The organism is Streptomyces sp. NPDC056296 (assembly GCF_042268605.1).
Lineage (GTDB): Bacteria > Actinomycetota > Actinomycetes > Streptomycetales > Streptomycetaceae > Streptomyces.
In genome coordinates this window covers 132,107-146,605 of the sequence record NZ_JBHJRX010000001.1, presented here as the reverse complement: position 1 = coordinate 146,605, position 14,499 = coordinate 132,107, and the positions used below count along the sequence as shown (strand labels likewise).

General features: G+C 69.9%; 14 protein-coding genes and 1 pseudogene. 9 read left to right on the top strand and 6 right to left on the bottom strand.

Annotated elements, in window-relative coordinates; translation table 11 throughout:
• Positions 1 to 55: 55 nt before the first annotated feature.
• The gene (locus ACFCZF_RS00665; protein ID WP_376669808.1) at positions 56 to 1,147 is read left to right on the top strand and encodes a C40 family peptidase; all 1,092 of its coding nucleotides are present in this window, start codon (positions 56 to 58) and stop codon (positions 1,145 to 1,147) included.
• 73 nt (positions 1,148 to 1,220) lie between these two features.
• On the opposite strand, the gene ACFCZF_RS00660 is transcribed toward ACFCZF_RS00665, so the two are convergent.
• Positions 1,221 to 2,120, bottom strand: a complete 900-nt coding sequence (locus ACFCZF_RS00660; protein ID WP_376669807.1) for a hypothetical protein — start codon at positions 2,118 to 2,120, stop codon at positions 1,221 to 1,223.
• A 74-nt stretch (positions 2,121 to 2,194) separates the two neighbouring features.
• On the opposite strand from ACFCZF_RS00660, the gene ACFCZF_RS00655 reads away from it, so the two are divergent.
• The 4 genes from ACFCZF_RS00655 to glmM all read left to right on the top strand — a co-directional run bounded on the left by ACFCZF_RS00655 (position 2,195) and on the right by glmM (position 6,177).
• Positions 2,195 to 3,400, top strand: a complete 1,206-nt coding sequence (locus ACFCZF_RS00655; protein WP_376669806.1) for a glycosyltransferase family 87 protein — start codon at positions 2,195 to 2,197, stop codon at positions 3,398 to 3,400.
• A 207-nt stretch (positions 3,401 to 3,607) separates the two neighbouring features.
• Positions 3,608 to 4,051 carry a 50S ribosomal protein L13 gene (gene rplM, locus ACFCZF_RS00650; RefSeq protein WP_003974239.1) on the top strand — a complete coding sequence of 148 codons (444 nt, stop codon included), beginning with the start codon at positions 3,608 to 3,610 and terminating at the stop codon, positions 4,049 to 4,051.
• Between the two features lie 42 nt (positions 4,052 to 4,093).
• Entirely contained in the window at positions 4,094 to 4,618 is a 525-nt protein-coding gene (gene rpsI / locus ACFCZF_RS00645; protein ID WP_153178381.1) for a 30S ribosomal protein S9, read from the top strand.
• Between the two features lie 200 nt (positions 4,619 to 4,818).
• Entirely contained in the window at positions 4,819 to 6,177 is a 1,359-nt protein-coding gene (glmM, locus tag ACFCZF_RS00640) for a phosphoglucosamine mutase (protein ID WP_376669805.1), read from the top strand.
• Between the two features lie 111 nt (positions 6,178 to 6,288).
• Here glmM and ACFCZF_RS00635 read toward each other — a convergent pair whose 3' ends face one another.
• Positions 6,289 to 7,230 carry a DUF389 domain-containing protein gene (locus ACFCZF_RS00635; RefSeq protein WP_376669804.1) on the bottom strand — a complete coding sequence of 314 codons (942 nt, stop codon included), beginning with the start codon at positions 7,228 to 7,230 and terminating at the stop codon, positions 6,289 to 6,291.
• A 31-nt stretch (positions 7,231 to 7,261) separates the two neighbouring features.
• On the bottom strand, positions 7,262 to 8,230 hold the full coding sequence (gene coaA / locus ACFCZF_RS00630) for a type I pantothenate kinase (RefSeq protein WP_219184275.1): 969 nt from the start codon (positions 8,228 to 8,230) through the stop codon (positions 7,262 to 7,264).
• 228 nt (positions 8,231 to 8,458) lie between these two features.
• Between coaA and ACFCZF_RS00625 the strand changes: the two genes are divergently transcribed.
• Both ACFCZF_RS00625 and glmS read left to right on the top strand, forming a co-directional pair.
• Positions 8,459 to 9,250: a hypothetical protein gene (locus ACFCZF_RS00625; protein WP_376669803.1), complete on the top strand. Its 792-nt coding sequence runs from the start codon at positions 8,459 to 8,461 to the stop codon at positions 9,248 to 9,250.
• A 150-nt stretch (positions 9,251 to 9,400) separates the two neighbouring features.
• Positions 9,401 to 11,248, top strand: coding sequence for a glutamine--fructose-6-phosphate transaminase (isomerizing) (gene glmS, locus ACFCZF_RS00620; RefSeq protein WP_375907057.1), 1,848 nt, complete (start codon positions 9,401 to 9,403; stop codon positions 11,246 to 11,248).
• On the opposite strand, the gene ACFCZF_RS00615 is transcribed toward glmS, so the two are convergent.
• Positions 11,209 to 11,430 (bottom strand): DUF397 domain-containing protein, encoded by a 222-nt coding sequence (locus ACFCZF_RS00615; RefSeq protein ID WP_376669802.1) that lies wholly within the window; start codon positions 11,428 to 11,430, stop codon positions 11,209 to 11,211. The two genes, glmS and ACFCZF_RS00615, sit on opposite strands and share 40 nt — an antisense overlap.
• A 7-nt stretch (positions 11,431 to 11,437) precedes the next feature.
• Complete coding sequence (locus ACFCZF_RS00610) at positions 11,438 to 12,289, bottom strand: helix-turn-helix transcriptional regulator (protein ID WP_376669801.1); 852 nt, start codon at positions 12,287 to 12,289, stop codon at positions 11,438 to 11,440.
• Between the two features lie 218 nt (positions 12,290 to 12,507).
• Between ACFCZF_RS00610 and ACFCZF_RS00605 the strand changes: the two genes are divergently transcribed.
• Positions 12,508 to 12,930, top strand: coding sequence for an ATP-binding protein (locus ACFCZF_RS00605; protein WP_376669800.1), 423 nt, complete (start codon positions 12,508 to 12,510; stop codon positions 12,928 to 12,930).
• An 80-nt stretch (positions 12,931 to 13,010) separates the two neighbouring features.
• On the top strand, positions 13,011 to 14,006 hold the full coding sequence (locus ACFCZF_RS00600; RefSeq protein WP_376669799.1) for a hypothetical protein: 996 nt from the start codon (positions 13,011 to 13,013) through the stop codon (positions 14,004 to 14,006).
• 7 nt (positions 14,007 to 14,013) lie between these two features.
• On the opposite strand, the pseudogene ACFCZF_RS00595 reads toward ACFCZF_RS00600, so the two are convergent.
• Positions 14,014 to 14,469: pseudogene (locus ACFCZF_RS00595) on the bottom strand (ASCH domain-containing protein); the annotation flags it as partial.
• Between the last annotated feature and the right edge of the window lie 30 nt (positions 14,470 to 14,499).

The window sequence follows — 14,499 nt, the reverse complement described above, 5'->3', positions numbered from 1 at the left end:
GAACGAGCCTGCGAACGAGTCCGCGAACGAATCTGCCAACGAGGAGGAGCAAACCATGGCAGCGAAAGCCAAGAAGAAGTCACGTCCGGTCGTCTCGGGTCTCGTGGTGCTGGCACTCGTCGGCACCTCCGGCTACCTCACCCTGGAGCTGCGCAAGCAGGAGGAGACGGGAGTCACGGAGGTCAGGAACGTCGGCGTCCTGGACGGGTCCCGCGGCTCCGAAGGTGGTGCCACCTCGAAGGGCGAGGGCGAGGAGAGCTGGTCCCGGCTGGAGAACCCGGCGCGCTCCGTGCTGCGCGACGCGGACGGCCGGATCAGGGCCGTGCTCACCGACGGGGCGCGCACCGCCACCCTGACCGGACCGGCGCGCACCTTCGAGGAGCCCGCCTCGACCTCCTCCAAGGTCTCCACCACGGACTGGGTCCGGCTCATGCCCGAGGCCTGGGAGAAGGGCGCCGAGAAGAAGAAGTGGTTCAAGGAGTGGTACGCCGAGTACAAGGACAGCAAGGAGGACGACCTGTTCGCCTTCGCCTTCCAGTACGTGGCGGGCGCCCCGCAGAAGAAGGACGAGCAGGGCATCGTCTACGCCGGTGACGCGGACTTCGGCCCGCTGAACACCACCGGCGCCGACGGCGGCGACCTGCGCCTGGAGCAGTCCGACTTCTACGACTACCTCGGCGTCCAGTACCCGTTCCGCGACGGCTCGATCGGCACGCCGGAGGCCATGCGCGCCAAGGCGCTGGACTGCTCCGGCTTCATCCGCATGGTGCTCGGCTACCGCGCCCGCTACCCGCTGATGTCCTCCGACACCTCCGGCGACGGCCTGCCGCGCACCGCCAACGGCATGGCCCGCTCCAAGGAGGGCGTCGACGTGCTCCCGCTGGCCGGGGTGTCGCCGGACGACCGGCCGTCCGCCATCGACCAGCTCCAGCCCGGCGACCTCGTCTTCTTCAAGCTCGACACGCGCACCAAGGAGCGGCTGGACCACGTGGGCATGGTGCTCGGCTACGACACCGAGGGCCACCTGATCTTCGTCTCCAGCCGGGAGGAGGTCAACGGACCGACCATCGGCGACATGGGCGGCGTCTCCCGCCTGGACGGAAACGGCTACTACGCCAAGACGCTGCGCAGCGCCAAGCGGCTCTGACGGCGAGGGCCCCGGCGGCGAGGGCCCCGACAGCGAGGGCCCCGACGGCGAGGGCCCCGCCAGCGGGCGGGCGTCAGCCCTCCGCCGCCGCCGAAGCCTGGGCCTCGCCGCGCCTGCGGATCTGCCGGAAGGCGAACTCGGCCAGGTCGTCGCCGGCCCGGAACACCTCCGTGGACTTCTCCGTGACGTTCTTGCCGCCCGTGAAGCCGGCCACGGTGAAGTAGGCGTAGCGGCCGTAGGAGTTGGTGGTGGAGCGGCAGACGGCGCCGGTGCAGAAGGACTTCACGCCGCCGCCGGACAGGGAGCGCACAATGCTCTTCTTGTCGGCCTGCTTCTTGGCCTTGGCGGCCTGCGCCTCGGTGTCGAAGACGGCCACGCCGACCGTCACGGCGGTGTCGCCCTTGGTGTAGGTGACGCGGAGCAGCCGGGTGCAGTCATTGGCGTCGAGGACCTTGGGCAGGGTGCCCTGGGCGGCGGAGCCGCAGGTGCGGGTGTCGGCCGTCGGGCCCTTCTTGTAGACCGTGTCACCCATGGTCAGCTGGGTGCCGGGGAAGAGCAGGTCGGGGCTGAGCGGGGCCTTGTCCTTCTTGGCGCTGGAGACGAAGTCCTTCGGGTCCAGCGGCGGCGGGGCGCTGGTCGGGGCGAAGGACGGCTCGGTCGCCGTCGAGCTGGGTATGTCCGCCGTCGCGGGGAGCTGCGAGGAGGGGCCGTCGGACGCCTGGCCGGAGCCGTTCGCCGAGACCACGGCCACGGCGACGGCACTGGCTATCGCCACGGTGGCCAGCGCGCCGCCACCGATGAAGAGCAGCCGGCGCCGCTTGGCGCGGGCCTCGGAGGCCTCGGCCAGGGCGGCCCAGTCCGGGGCGGCGCCCCCGTCGCCACCGTTCCAGGGCTGCTGCTGCTGCGGCTGCTGTTGCGATTGCGGTGTCCAGGGATCCCACTGCGACTGAGGTCCCCCCTGCCCAAAGCTCATGGGCCGCATCTTAGACGGGCGAAGTGGCGTGCTGGTGCGCCTCCGAAGGCCGCGCAGCGCCTAGCGTTCCGGTCATGCGGACGGGCAAAAGCGACATCTCCGGGTGGTTGGTGCGACCGGCGGGCGGGCCTGCGTGGGCGGTCCTGGTGGTGGTGCTGACGGCGTCCGCCGTGCACGCGGGGCGGGTGACCTCGGACGGCGGGATGGACAACGCGATCGTCGTGCGGGCCGCCCGCACCTGGCTGGCCGGCGGCTCCCCGTACGACGATCCGCACTTCCTCTACTTCCCGAGCGCGGTGCTCGCCGCCGCCCCGCAGGCACTGCTGCCCCCGGAGGTGCTGCGGGTGCTGGTGCCGTGCGTGGTGACGGCCCTGCTGGCGCTGGGCTGGGCCTGTGCGCTGCGGCTGCACCGCGTGCCGCTCGGCAGCCGGCTGGCGGTCCTCGGGCTGACCGGGCTCGCGGTGGGCTTCGCGCCCTTCGGGCACCTGGTGCGCCTCGGCAACTGGACCGTGACGGCGGCGGTGGCCCTGCCGCTGGCCCTGCTGCTGGCGGGGCGGGGGCGGTGGACGGCGGCGGGCGTGGTCATCGGTGCCGCCGTGGCGCTCAAGCCGCTGCTCGCGCCCGTCCTCCTGCTCTTCCTGTTCGCCGGGCGGTGGCGGGCGCTGGTGGCGGCCGTCCTGGTGCCCGCGCTGGCCTGCGGGGCGGCGGCGCTGCTGATGCCCGACCCGGCGGGCTTCTTCACCCGCACCCTGCCGTTCCTGCTGCACGGCGACGACGGGTTCGTACGGCTCTACGAGGCGTCCCCGGCGGCCGTACTGCCCCGGCTGGGGGTGCCGGGGGCGCTCGCCCAGGGGCTCGCGGTGGTGGCGGCCGGTGCCGGGGTGCTGTGCGCGTACGTCCGCTGGCGGCGCGCCGACCCCGGGCCGCTGCGGCTCGCGGAGACCGGCGCGGGCCTGATGCTCTCGGCGTTCCTCGTCTCCCGGCCCTCCTACGACCACTACCTCCTGGTCGCCCTGCCACTGCTGCTCGCCGGGCTGCCGTACGCCGGGTCGGTGGCCCGCGGGGCCTGGTTCTGGGTCGCCCTGGTGCCCCAGGTGCCGGGGCTGACCTGGCCCTGGCTGGAGTCGGAGCGGCGGCGGGCCTTCAAGGACGCGGTCACGCTGTGTGTGCTGGCGGTGACGATCGCGCGACGGTCCCGGCCCGGCGCGGTGGCCGCCGACGATCACGCGCGCGCGAGGCCGGAGCCGGAGCCCGCGCCGGCCCCGGCGACTCCGTTTTGACCGGGCTATGGGACCCCGGGTACTCTGCACAGTCGTATGTGTATTGGCTTGCTCATTCTCACGTGAGGGGCCCTTACACCGGTCCACCGGGACCGATGACCAGCGACCTGCACGCGGTATGCGTCACCGCGGTGCGGTCAGGGCTGTCGTGATCGTCTTCGGTGACCATGTCAGGACCACTCACTGAAGAAGCGAAGGCTACGAACCGTGCGTACGTACAGCCCCAAGCCCGGCGATGTGACGCGCCAGTGGCACGTCATCGACGCTCAGGACGTCGTCCTGGGTCGTCTGGCCACCACTGCGGCCTCCATCCTGCGCGGCAAGCACAAGCCGATCTACGCGCCCCACGTCGACACCGGTGACTTCGTCATCATCATCAACGCCGACAAGGTGCACCTCTCCGGCAACAAGCGGACCCAGAAGATGGCGTACCGCCACTCCGGCTACCCGGGCGGTCTGCGCTCGGTGCGCTACGACGAGCTGCTGGACAAGAACCCCGAGAAGGCCGTCGAGAAGGCCATCAAGGGCATGCTCCCCAAGAACTCCCTGGGCCGTCAGATGCTCTCGAAGCTGAAGGTCTACAAGGGTGACCAGCACCCGCACGGCGCGCAGCAGCCGCAGCCGTTCGAGATCACCCAGGTCGCGCAGTAGTTCCGGCCACCCTTTAAGACTGAAGAGAATCTGAGGAGCATCGTGGCCGAGACCACTCCCGAGACCACTCCCGAGCAGCCGCTCGAAGAGCTCGACATCGACAGCTACACCACCGAGTCCGAGGTGCCCGTCGAGGGCGAGTACACCTCGGAGTCGATGGCCTCCGCGTTCGGCGAGCCGCAGCCGGCCGCCGGCCTGGGCCGTCGCAAGAACGCCATCGCCCGTGTCCGGATCGTCCCGGGCACCGGCAAGTGGAAGGTCAACGGGCGCACGCTCGAGGACTACTTCCCGAACAAGGTGCACCAGCAGGAAGTCAACGAGCCCTTCAAGGTGCTCGAACTGGACAACCGCTACGACGTCATCGCCCGAATCTCCGGCGGCGGCGTCTCCGGTCAGGCCGGTGCGCTCCGTCTCGGTGTCGCCCGCGCCCTGAACGAGGCCGACGTGGACAACAACCGCGGCGCGCTCAAGAAGGCCGGTTACCTCAAGCGCGACGACCGTGCGGTCGAGCGCAAGAAGGCCGGTCTGAAGAAGGCCCGCAAGGCTCCGCAGTACAGCAAGCGCTGAGTCGCACCGGCTGTACTCCGAACGCCCCGGCGGCACGCCACTGTGCTGCCGGGGCGTTCGTTTATCCCCGTCGTTGGGCGTATAACGGCACAAGACGTTCAAGCGTTGAGAAGCTCAGAGGCTCAAATGCTTGTGTGATCGGATGGCGTGGGCCGCACCGGCCGGCCGCTTCCGGAATTGACGTTTCCTCAGGAGGACAAGTGGGACGACTCTTCGGCACGGACGGCGTGCGCGGTGTCGCCAACGCGGATCTGACGGCCGAGCTGGCGCTCGGTCTCTCCGTCGCCGCGGCGCACGTACTGGCGGAGGCGGGCACCTTCGCCGGGCACCGGGCGACCGCGGTGGTCGGACGGGACCCGCGCGCCTCCGGGGAGTTCCTGGAGGCCGCCGTGGTCGCGGGCCTGGCCAGCGCCGGTGTGGACGTGCTGCGGGTCGGCGTGCTGCCGACGCCCGCGGTGGCCCACCTGACCGGCGCGCTCGGCGCCGACCTCGGCGTGATGCTCTCCGCGAGCCACAACGCCATGCCCGACAACGGCATCAAGTTCTTCGCCCGCGGCGGCCAGAAGCTCGCCGACGAGCTGGAGGACCGCATCGAGTCCGTCTACGCCGAGCACCGCACCGGCGCCCCCTGGGACCGCCCGACCGGAGCCGGGGTCGGCCGCGTCCGCGACTACGACGAGGGGCTCGACCAGTACGTCGCCCACCTCGTCGGCGTCCTCCCGAACCGCCTCGACGGACTGAAGATCGTCCTCGACGAGGCGCACGGCGCGGCCCACCGCGTCTCGCCCGAGGCGTTCGCGCGGGCCGGCGCCGAGCTGGTCACCATCGGTGCGGTGCCGGACGGCCTCAACATCAACGACGGCTGCGGCTCCACCCACCTCGACCTGCTCAAGGCCGCCGTCGTCGAGCACGGCGCCGACCTGGGCATCGCCCACGACGGCGACGCCGACCGCTGCCTGGCCGTGGACCACACCGGCGCGGAGGTGGACGGCGACCAGATCCTCGCCGTGCTCGCGCTGGCGATGCGGGAACGCGACGCGCTGCGTTCCGACACCGTCGTGGCGACCGTCATGTCCAACCTGGGCTTCAAGCTCGCCATGGAGCGCGAGGGCATCCGGTTCGCGCAGACCGGGGTCGGCGACCGGTACGTCCTGGAGGAGATGAAGGAGCACGGCTACGCCCTCGGCGGCGAGCAGTCCGGCCACGTCATCATCCTCGACCACGCCACCACCGGCGACGGCACGCTGACCGGCCTGATGCTGGCGGCGCGGGTCGCGCAGACCGGCCGTACGCTCCGGGACCTCGCGTCCGTCATGGAGCGGCTGCCGCAGGTGCTGATCAATGTGCCGGACGTGGACAGGTCCCGGGTGACGAGCTCTGCCGAGCTGGCGACGGCGGTTTCCGAGGCCGAGCGGGAGCTGGGGAGTACCGGGCGGGTGCTGTTGCGTCCCTCCGGGACGGAGCCGCTTGTGCGGGTGATGGTGGAGGCGGCGGATATCGAGCAGGCGCGGGCTGTGGCCGGGCGGCTGGCGGATTCTGTTAAGTCGGCGCTGGGGTAGTTTCCGGGGCCGGGTTCGGGGTGGGGGTTCTGTGTCGTTGCGGGCTGCGGGTTTCGTTGTGGCTGGTCGCGCCCACGCGGCGGAGCCGCACATCGACAGAGCCCCGCGCCCCTAGGTGGGCTTGGTCATCCGGCGTCGTTGGGTCGCCCACAGGGCCTTCTGGGCCAGCAGCGTCAGGGTGCCGGCCAGGATGATGCCTCCCAGGTTCAGCAGGAGTTGCTCGGTGGAGCCGACCGTCTGGTCGGTGTCGCCGAAGCTGAGGGCGACGGCCGCGTTCGCGGCGGCCGGGACCGTGGTGACGGAGATGGCGACGCCGACCAGGGCGCCGGACTTGGCGGAGGTCAGCGAGAGCGTGCCCGCCACTCCGGCGAGGAGGGCCACCACGAACGAGAACCAGTCCGGGGCGTAGACGAAGCCGGTGTTGGGCCGTTCGGCGTCGAGCTTGCTCTCGCTGAAAAGGTCGAAGGCGTCCATCATCCAGCTGAACGCCACCGTCACCGCCATCGCCGCCGCGAACCCCACCAGCAGGGCGATCGCCGAGCGCAGCGCCAACCGAGGTGCGCGCTGCACGATCGCGGTGCAGATGCCGGCCAGCGGACCGAACTCCGGTCCGACGGCCATCGCGCCCACGATCAGGATCGCGTTGTCGAGCACCACACCGCAGGCCGCGATCATCGTGGCGAGGGTGATGAAGGCGACGTAGGTGATGGAGAGGGTCGACTCCTCGTGTGTCGCCTCCTCCAGCTGCTCCCACAGCACCGCGTCGGCGGGCTCGCCCGGCGCGTCCCGCTCCGCCTTGTCGGCGCGCTCGGACAACGACAGGTCGATGTTCTCGACGGTGATGGCGCCGCAGCTGTCGATGCCCAACGACCGGAGCCGGCTGATGAGTTCGTCGCCGGCCTCGCGCGCCACGTCGCACATGACGACGTCGCCCTCGGGATCGCGGGCGCAGCCCGGAATGACGACCAGGTGGGTGGTGCCGACCGTCCGGTCGATCAGATGGACCACCTCGTCGGTACGGTCCGCCGGGGTGATCAGGCGCAGATGCAGCATCCGGTATTTCTACCGGCTGGGACGGGCGCCGTCACAGTTTGCGCAGGCTCAGCCGCTGCACCTTGTGGTCGGGTCCCTTGCGCAGGATGAGGGTGGCCCGGCCGCGGGTGGGGGCCACGTTCTCCACCAGGTTGGGCTTGTTGATAGTGCGCCAGGTGGTGCGGGCGTAGTCGAGGGCCTCCTCCTCCGACACCTGGGTGTACTTGCGGAAGTACGAGGACGGGTTCTGGAAGGCGGTCTCGCGCAGCTTGCGGAAGCGGCTGAGGTACCAGTGCTCGATGTCCTCGGTGCGCGCGTCGACGTACACGCTGAAGTCGAAGTAGTCGGCGAGACCGACCCTGGTGCGGCCGTCCTTGCCGGGCAGTGCGGGCTGGAGCACGTTGAGGCCCTCGACGATCAGGATGTCGGGGCGGCGGACGACGAGCTTCTGGTCCGGGACGATGTCGTAGATGAGGTGTGAGTAGACCGGGGCGGTCACCTCGGCCTTGCCCGCCTTGATGTCGGCGACGAAGCGGGTGAGGGCCCGGCGGTCGTACGACTCGGGGAAGCCCTTGCGGGACATCAGGCCGCGGGCCTCCAGCTCCTTCGTGGGCAGCAGGAAGCCGTCGGTCGTGACCAGTTCGACGCGCGGGTGCTCGGGCCAGCGCGACAGCAGCGCCTGGAGCAGGCGGGCGACGGTGGACTTGCCGACCGCGACCGAGCCGGCGACCCCTATGACGAAGGGGGTGCCGGACTGCGAGCCCTGTTCACCGAGGAAGGTGTTCAGCGCGCCGCGCAGGCCGTCGGTGGCGCCGACGTAGAGGTTGAGGAGCCGGGACAGCGGCAGGTAGATGTCCCGCACCTCGTCGAGGTCGATGACGTCGCCGAGGCCGCGCAGCTTTTCGACCTCCTCGGCGGTGAGGGGCAGCGGCGTCTTGTCGCGCAGCGCGCTCCACTCGGGGCGGGTGAGGTCGACGTAGGGAGTCGCCTCCGGCCGCTGCCGGTGGGCGCTCCGGGGCATCGAGGAGACCGGAGAGATCACAGTCCATTGTTAACGGAGTTCGAACGGGGCGGCAGGTGGGGTGTGTCACTCCCGCCCGCCGCCGGACAGGCCCTAATGGCGGAAGATCACGTCGGCGTCACGGTCGGATACCGGGTGGCGCATCACTGATCATCTGTCAGTCGGCTGTGCATACAGTTCCTCGCACATACGTGCGGAACGTCCGCCGTCTGGAAGAGAGAGTCCAACGTGAGACTGACCGCCGTCCGCCGTACCGCCCTCGCGGCCTCCGCCGCCGCCCTGGCCCTCCTCGTCACCGCTTGCGGCGGCTCCTCCGACGACGACGGCAAGAAGTCCGGCGGCGACAAGGCGGAGGGTGGCACGACCGCCTCGGCGGACCCCGCGGCCGCCAAGGCGCTCACCGCCGCCGAGCTGGAGAAGGCCGCCCTGGCGCAGGCGGACGTCGACAACGGCAAGGTCACCAAGACGTCCGCGACGGACGACGTGACGAAGGACAAGGTGAAGGGCGGCGACGCGGCGTGCGAGCCGCTCGCCTTCGCCGAGACCGGCGTCCCGCTGGGCGAGCCGGCCGCGACCGCGAAGCGCACCTGGACGGAGGGGCCGAAGAAGCCGTCCGGCGACGAGACCACCGAGGAGGCCATCGGTGCCGCGTTCGACCTGGACAAGGCCCTGGTGACGCTGGCCAGCTACGACGACGGCGGCGCCGAGGCCGTCCTGAAGGACGTGAAGGAGGCCGCCGGCAAGTGCGCCGGGGGCTTCACCTTCACCGCGGTCGGTGAAACGGCGAAGATCGCCAAGGTGGCCGAGGACAAGGCGCCCGGCGGTGCCGACGAGGCCGTCGCGATGACGATGACGATGGTCGGCGACGAGGGCGACGAGTTCCCGGTCAAGGTGGTCGTCACCCGCAAGGGCTCCACCGTCGCCTCCTTCACCGTGCTGAACCTCGCCTCCGCCGGCACCGGCAAGGACTTCCCGTTCCCCGCGGAGATCAGCGACGCCCAGCTCGCCAAGCTCGGCTGAGCCCGGCGTCGGCGATCCGCCGATTCGCTCGTCCGCCGATCCGTTGATCCGCTTAAGTTCCCACCGGGGCGTTCGTACCCCGGTGGGAATTTCCGATTTCGGGCACGGGAAGGCCGGTTCGTGACCGGAACTGATCGTAGGCTGCCCGTCATGTGCGGAATCGTGGGATACGTGGGATCTCAGTCGGCGCTCGATGTCGTGATGGCCGGGCTGAAGCGGCTCGAATACCGGGGATACGACTCGGCGGGCGTCGCCGTGCTCGCGGACGGCGGCCTCGCCACCGCCAAGCGCGCCGGAAAGCTCGTCAACCTGGACAAGGAACTGTCCGAACGGCCACTGCCGACCGCCGTCACCGGCATCGGCCACACCCGCTGGGCCACACACGGCGGCCCGACCGACGCCAACGCCCACCCGCACCTCGACAACGCGGGCCGGGTGGCCGTGGTCCACAACGGCATCATCGAGAACTTCGCGCCGCTGCGGGCCGAGTTGGCGGAGCGCGGCCACGAACTGGCCTCCGAGACCGACACCGAGGTCGTCGCCCATCTGCTCGCCGAGGAGTTCTCCGGCTGCGCCGACCTCGCCGAGGCGATGCGGCTGGTGTGCCGGCGCCTTGAGGGCGCCTTCACGCTGGTCGCGGTACACGCGGACGCGCCGGACGTGGTCGTGGGCGCGCGCCGCAACTCGCCGCTCGTGGTGGGCGTGGGGGAGGGCGAGTCCTTCCTCGCCTCGGACGTCGCGGCCTTCATCGCGTACACCCGGGACGCCATCGAGCTGGGCCAGGACCAGGTCGTCGAGCTGCGCCGGGACGGTGTGACGGTCACGGGCTTCGACGGCGCCCCGGCCGACGTCCGCTCCTACCACGTCGACTGGGACGCCTCGGCAGCCGAGAAGGGCGGTTACGACTACTTCATGCTCAAGGAGATCGCCGAGCAGCCGAAGGCGGTCGCCGACACCCTGCTGGGCCGCATCGACGGCTCCGGCACGCTGAGCCTGGACGAGGTGCGCATCCCTCCGGGGGTGCTGCGCGAGGTCGACAAGGTCGTCGTCGTCGCGTGCGGTACGGCCTTCCACGCGGGGCTGATCGCCAAGTACGCCATCGAGCACTGGACGCGGGTCCCCTGCGAGGTGGAGCTGGCCAGTGAGTTCCGCTACCGCGATCCGATCCTCGACCAGCAGACCCTGGTCGTCGCGATCTCCCAGTCGGGCGAGACCATGGACACCCTCATGGCCCTGCGCCACGCCCGCGAGCAGGGCGCCAAGGTGCTCGCCATCTGCAACACCAACGGCTCCACCATCCCGCGCGAGTCCGACGCGGTGCTCTACACGCACGCCGGCCCCGAGGTCGCCGTCGCCTCCACCAAGGCCTTTCTCACCCAGCTGGTGGCCTGCTACCTGGTCGCCCTGTACCTCGGGCAGGTGCGCGGCACGAAGTACGGGGACGAGATCCGCGACGTCGTCCGCGACCTCGCACGGATCTCCGGCGCGGTCGAACAGGTCCTGGAGACGATGAAGCCCGTACGGGAACTGGCGCGCTCCCTCGCCCACAAGAACACGGTGCTGTTCCTGGGCCGGCACGTCGGCCACCCGGTCGCCCTCGAAGGCGCCCTCAAGCTCAAGGAGCTGGCGTACATGCACGCCGAGGGCTTCGCGGCGGGCGAGCTGAAGCACGGGCCGATCGCGCTGATCGAGGAGGACCTGCCGGTCGTCGTGGTCGTGCCGTCCCCGCGTGGGCGTTCCGTGCTCCACGACAAGATCGTGTCCAACATCCAGGAGATCCGGGCCCGCGGCGCCCGCACCATCGTCATCGCCGAGGAGGGTGACGAGGCGGTCGTCCCCTACGCCGACCATCTCGTCCGCATCCCGGCGACCCCGACGCTGCTCCAACCGCTGGTGGCGACGGTGCCGTTGCAGGTCTTCGCGTGCGAGCTGGCGACGGCCCGGGGCAACGAGGTGGATCAGCCGCGGAACCTGGCGAAGTCGGTGACGGTGGAGTGAGCGGGTTTCAGGGCGTCGAGGAAGGTGGCGAAGGTTCCGGCCGGGAAGGTGAGGGTGGCGTACGCCGTGTCCTTGGAGTCCCGTACGGCCACTCGGGCGAGGTCGTTCGCTATTTCCACGCAGGAATTGCCGTCACCGGCGCCGGAATAGGAGGACTTACGCCAGTTGTCGGGGGTGGTCACGACGTGGTCACACTTCCTTGGCCAGGCTGTGGATGAAGTCACGCGAACGCGCCGGGTCCAGCGACGCGGCTTCCAGTCTACGTAGAAGTGTTCGAAGAACGCTGAGCTGGGCGTCGGAATTGATGAAGACTGCGGTGTGAGGTGAGTCGTCGACGGCTGTGTCCAGCTTGGGGACGGCGCCACTCGCCACCATCATGGGCCGCCAGGACCCGCCGAAGCCCTCCAGGTCGAAGGGGATGACCCGCACGGTGGTGCGGTCCGCTGCGGAGCGTTCGAGGAGGTCGGCGAGTTGGGCGCGCAGCGTGGCGCGCTTTCCGACCCGGATGCGCAGCGCCGCCTCGTGGATGATCGCTTCATAGGGTGTGGGCTCGTCACCGTCGAGGACCACCTTGCGCTGCATTCGGTGCCGTACGCGCGACTCCAGATCTTCGTCGGGAAGTTCGGGGACCCTGTCGGTGTAGATGGCGCGGGCGTAGTCCTCAGTCTGCAGAGGGCCGGGGATGTACATGAACTGGACCTCCCGGAGAAACGTGGCGTGGTGCTCCAGTTCGGCGAGATCGAGAAACGGCGTGGGTAGCAGCCCTCTGTACTCCTCCCACCACCCGCGCGTCCGATCGGTCGCCATGGCGACCAAGGCGTTGATGAGCGCCTGGTCCGTGCAGGCGTAATTGCCGGCGAGGCGGCGCAGGCGTTTTTCGCTGACTCCGGCAAGGCCCATTTCGATTTGGCTGATCTGCGCGGAACTGACCCCCAGTAGTGCTGCTGCCTCGCGGGTCGCGAGCCCTGCGGAATCGCGGAGCCTGCGCAGTTCGATTGCCAGACGCATCTGACGTGCTGTTGGTTCGCGCCGCAACGCCATGTACCGCTCCCTCCAACGCGCCTGTGGGCGCGACTCGTTCGGGGACAGATTACGCGAGCCGCTTGCAAAACCTAATCGGCTAGACCTACCTTCGGTGATGCGACGCGCACTCTGCGCAGTGCCCGGGTGTCGGAAGTGCACCGCTTCGTCCTGCTGTGGCGAACGCGGCAGTGACACCGCCACCTGCCACCAACCCCCTGCATCTGACAGGAGTCCGCATGCCCGAAAACAACTCGTGGGAGTACTCCCTCTACATCCCGAACGACCCCCGCGCCGTCACCGTCTGCCGCCGCACCCTCCGCCTCATCCTCACGATGCACGGCCTGATCGGCATGGTCGACGTGGCGGAACTGCTCGCCACGGAGCTGGTGTCCAACGCCGTACGGCACACCAAGGGACCGGCCGCCCTGCGGGTGCGCTGGTCGGGGAACGGCGTGCTGCGGATCGGCGCCTGGGACGCGGACCCGACGCCGCCGGAGCCTCCGCTCTCCCTCGACCGGGGCCTGGACGCCGAGGAGGGGCGGGGTCTGGCCCTGGTGCGGGCCTGCGCCGACGTGTGGGGCTGGCAGCCGCTGGCCAGGGAGGGCAACCGGGGCAAGTACATCTGGTGCGAACTGGGCGCTGCGGCGCGGGCGGCGTGAACGTTTCCTCGCCGCTCGAAAGGGTGAACGCATCCCGGTCGCACGGAAATCCCGCCCTACTCCCGAAATAGGTTGCGCGCATGGTCACATCCACCCACGAGACCTCGCACCGGATCTTCCAGGATCATCCGGAGGTTCTCACGCCGATTTTCGAGGCGTTGGGCATGCCGCCGCCCGCCAAGGCGGAGATCGAGCTCATGACTCCCGACGCCACGGAGCTGAAACCGCTTGAGCGCCGTGTGGACACGGTGCTGAGGGTCGAGCCGTCCGACGGGGAGAGCTTCCTGCTCGCCGTCGAGGCTCAGACGCGGAAAGCCGCTGACAAGGGAACCAACTGGCCGTACTACGTGGCGTACTTGCGTGCGAAGTTCGACCTGCCGGTACTGCTTGTCGCGGTCTGCCGCAATCGGTCCACGGCGGCCTGGGCCGCCGGGCCCTTCGAGTGCCGGGTCGGGCCCTGGGTGTCCCAGGTCACGCGCCCCTTCGTATTGGGTCCGGACAGTGTTCCGGAAATCAGCGACGAAGCGGTGGTGGCGCGACAGCCGGCGCTGGCGACGTTCTCCGCCATTGTGCACAGCGAGAGTCAGGGCATCGACGCCATACTGAATCTGCTGGCCCGCGGAATGCGGTCGTTCGACAAACCCACAGCCAAGTACTGGTCGGAACTGCTGGAAGTGGGCCTGGAGGATACTCCGGCCCGAGAGACATGGAGGGAGCTGGAGAAGATGGTCATTTCATATTTCCCGGGCAGGGGAACGGTCTGGGAGGAGACGTACTACGAAGGCAGGGCCAAGGGAGAGGCCGACGGCAGGGCTGAAGGCAGGGCTGTAGGCAGGGCTGAAGGCAGGGCCGAGGGGGAGGCCGTGGGCAGGGCCGAAGGAAAGGCTCAGGGTGTCCTGCGGGTGCTCGAAGTCCGTGGCCTGACCGTTTCCGACGAGGCGCGCGCACGCATCACCGGCTGCATGGATCTCGCCCGCCTCGACGACTGGCTCGACCGCGCCGGAACGGTCGCTCGGGTCGAAGAACTCTTCGCGGGCATGCCGGACGAGCCGCAGGAGGAGCGCCGATCGGAGTGAGCCACCCGTCGGCCGAGTGCGCCACGGTGACCAGGCGGAAGCGTTCCAGGATTGCCGGTGTCGTGTCGTCCACCGTGAAGCCCGGGTCGTTCAGAGCCGCACGCATCTCCTCGCTGTGCCAGAACCGCTCATGCCCCGCCCGCCACTCGGCCACGCTCGCGTAACCCTCGCCCTCGTCCACCGCGTGGGCGAGGTCCACTTCGGCCAGCGGGACGACCCGCACCTCTGTCACCTCGATGACGGCGACCGGGCGGTCGTGGGAGTCGACGACCACTTCGCGGCTCCCAACTTCCGGCAGCGGCTCGTCCTCGTGCTCGTAGTCGACGACGAGCCCGGTCGTCGAGGTCTTCGAGCCCTCGAGGATCGCCGCGACGAGTTGGTCGCGCAGCGGGCCGGGAAACGCGAACTCTGCCCTGGGCAACGAGGCGAAATCCGTGGACAGTGACGCGGAGTCGGAGGGCATGCGAACACCGTAACGACCCGGCGCCCCACG

What these genes read in the sequence shown, in the direction of transcription:
- ACFCZF_RS00665 (WP_376669808.1), top strand. Translation starts at nt 56, where the DNA reads ATGGCAGCGAAAGCCAAGAAGAAGTCACGTCCGGTCGTCTCGGGTCTC.
- ACFCZF_RS00660 (WP_376669807.1), bottom strand. Translation starts at nt 2,120, where the DNA reads ATGAGCTTTGGGCAGGGGGGACCTCAGTCGCAGTGGGATCCCTGGACA.
- ACFCZF_RS00655 (WP_376669806.1), top strand. Translation starts at nt 2,195, where the DNA reads ATGCGGACGGGCAAAAGCGACATCTCCGGGTGGTTGGTGCGACCGGCG.
- ACFCZF_RS00635 (WP_376669804.1), bottom strand. Translation starts at nt 7,230, where the DNA reads ATGCTGCATCTGCGCCTGATCACCCCGGCGGACCGTACCGACGAGGTG.
- coaA (WP_219184275.1), bottom strand. Translation starts at nt 8,230, where the DNA reads ATGCCCCGGAGCGCCCACCGGCAGCGGCCGGAGGCGACTCCCTACGTC.
- glmS (WP_375907057.1), top strand. Translation starts at nt 9,401, where the DNA reads ATGTGCGGAATCGTGGGATACGTGGGATCTCAGTCGGCGCTCGATGTC.
- ACFCZF_RS00610 (WP_376669801.1), bottom strand. Translation starts at nt 12,289, where the DNA reads ATGGCGTTGCGGCGCGAACCAACAGCACGTCAGATGCGTCTGGCAATC.
- ACFCZF_RS00605 (WP_376669800.1), top strand. Translation starts at nt 12,508, where the DNA reads ATGCCCGAAAACAACTCGTGGGAGTACTCCCTCTACATCCCGAACGAC.
- ACFCZF_RS00600 (WP_376669799.1), top strand. Translation starts at nt 13,011, where the DNA reads ATGGTCACATCCACCCACGAGACCTCGCACCGGATCTTCCAGGATCAT.